The 278-nt window shown below is 47.1% G+C and carries 1 protein-coding gene; it reads left to right on the forward strand.

Annotation, left to right across the window (positions count from 1 at the left end; all coding sequences use genetic code 11):
- Positions 1 to 20: 20 nt before the first annotated feature.
- Positions 21 to 278, forward strand: a 258-nt coding sequence (locus tag RMT89_RS42700; RefSeq protein WP_315889145.1) for a hypothetical protein, incomplete at its 3' end; no start/stop codon positions are given.

Raw genomic sequence — 278 nt, forward strand, 5'->3', positions numbered from 1 at the left:
GTAGCAAATGGGTTCCGTTCGTGTTTTTCGAGAAACAGGCGGAATATATTGAATTTCTGGACGCATTGCGCAAAGAGCAAGAAAGCGGCCTAGTCGAGAAATGCCGCGATGCTGGAGCAACGTGGTTGTCATGCGGTTATAGCGTTCATTCGTGGATATTTATTCCGAATGACGCAATCGGCTGGGGGTCTCGAAAGGAAATATTGGTCGATAAGCTAGGCGACCCGGATAGCATATTTGAAAAGTTGCGGCTCATAATTAACAGGTTGCCGGATATC

This window comes from Streptomyces sp. P17, assembly GCF_032436805.1.
In the GTDB taxonomy this organism is placed as follows: Bacteria; Actinomycetota; Actinomycetes; order Streptomycetales; family Streptomycetaceae; genus Streptomyces.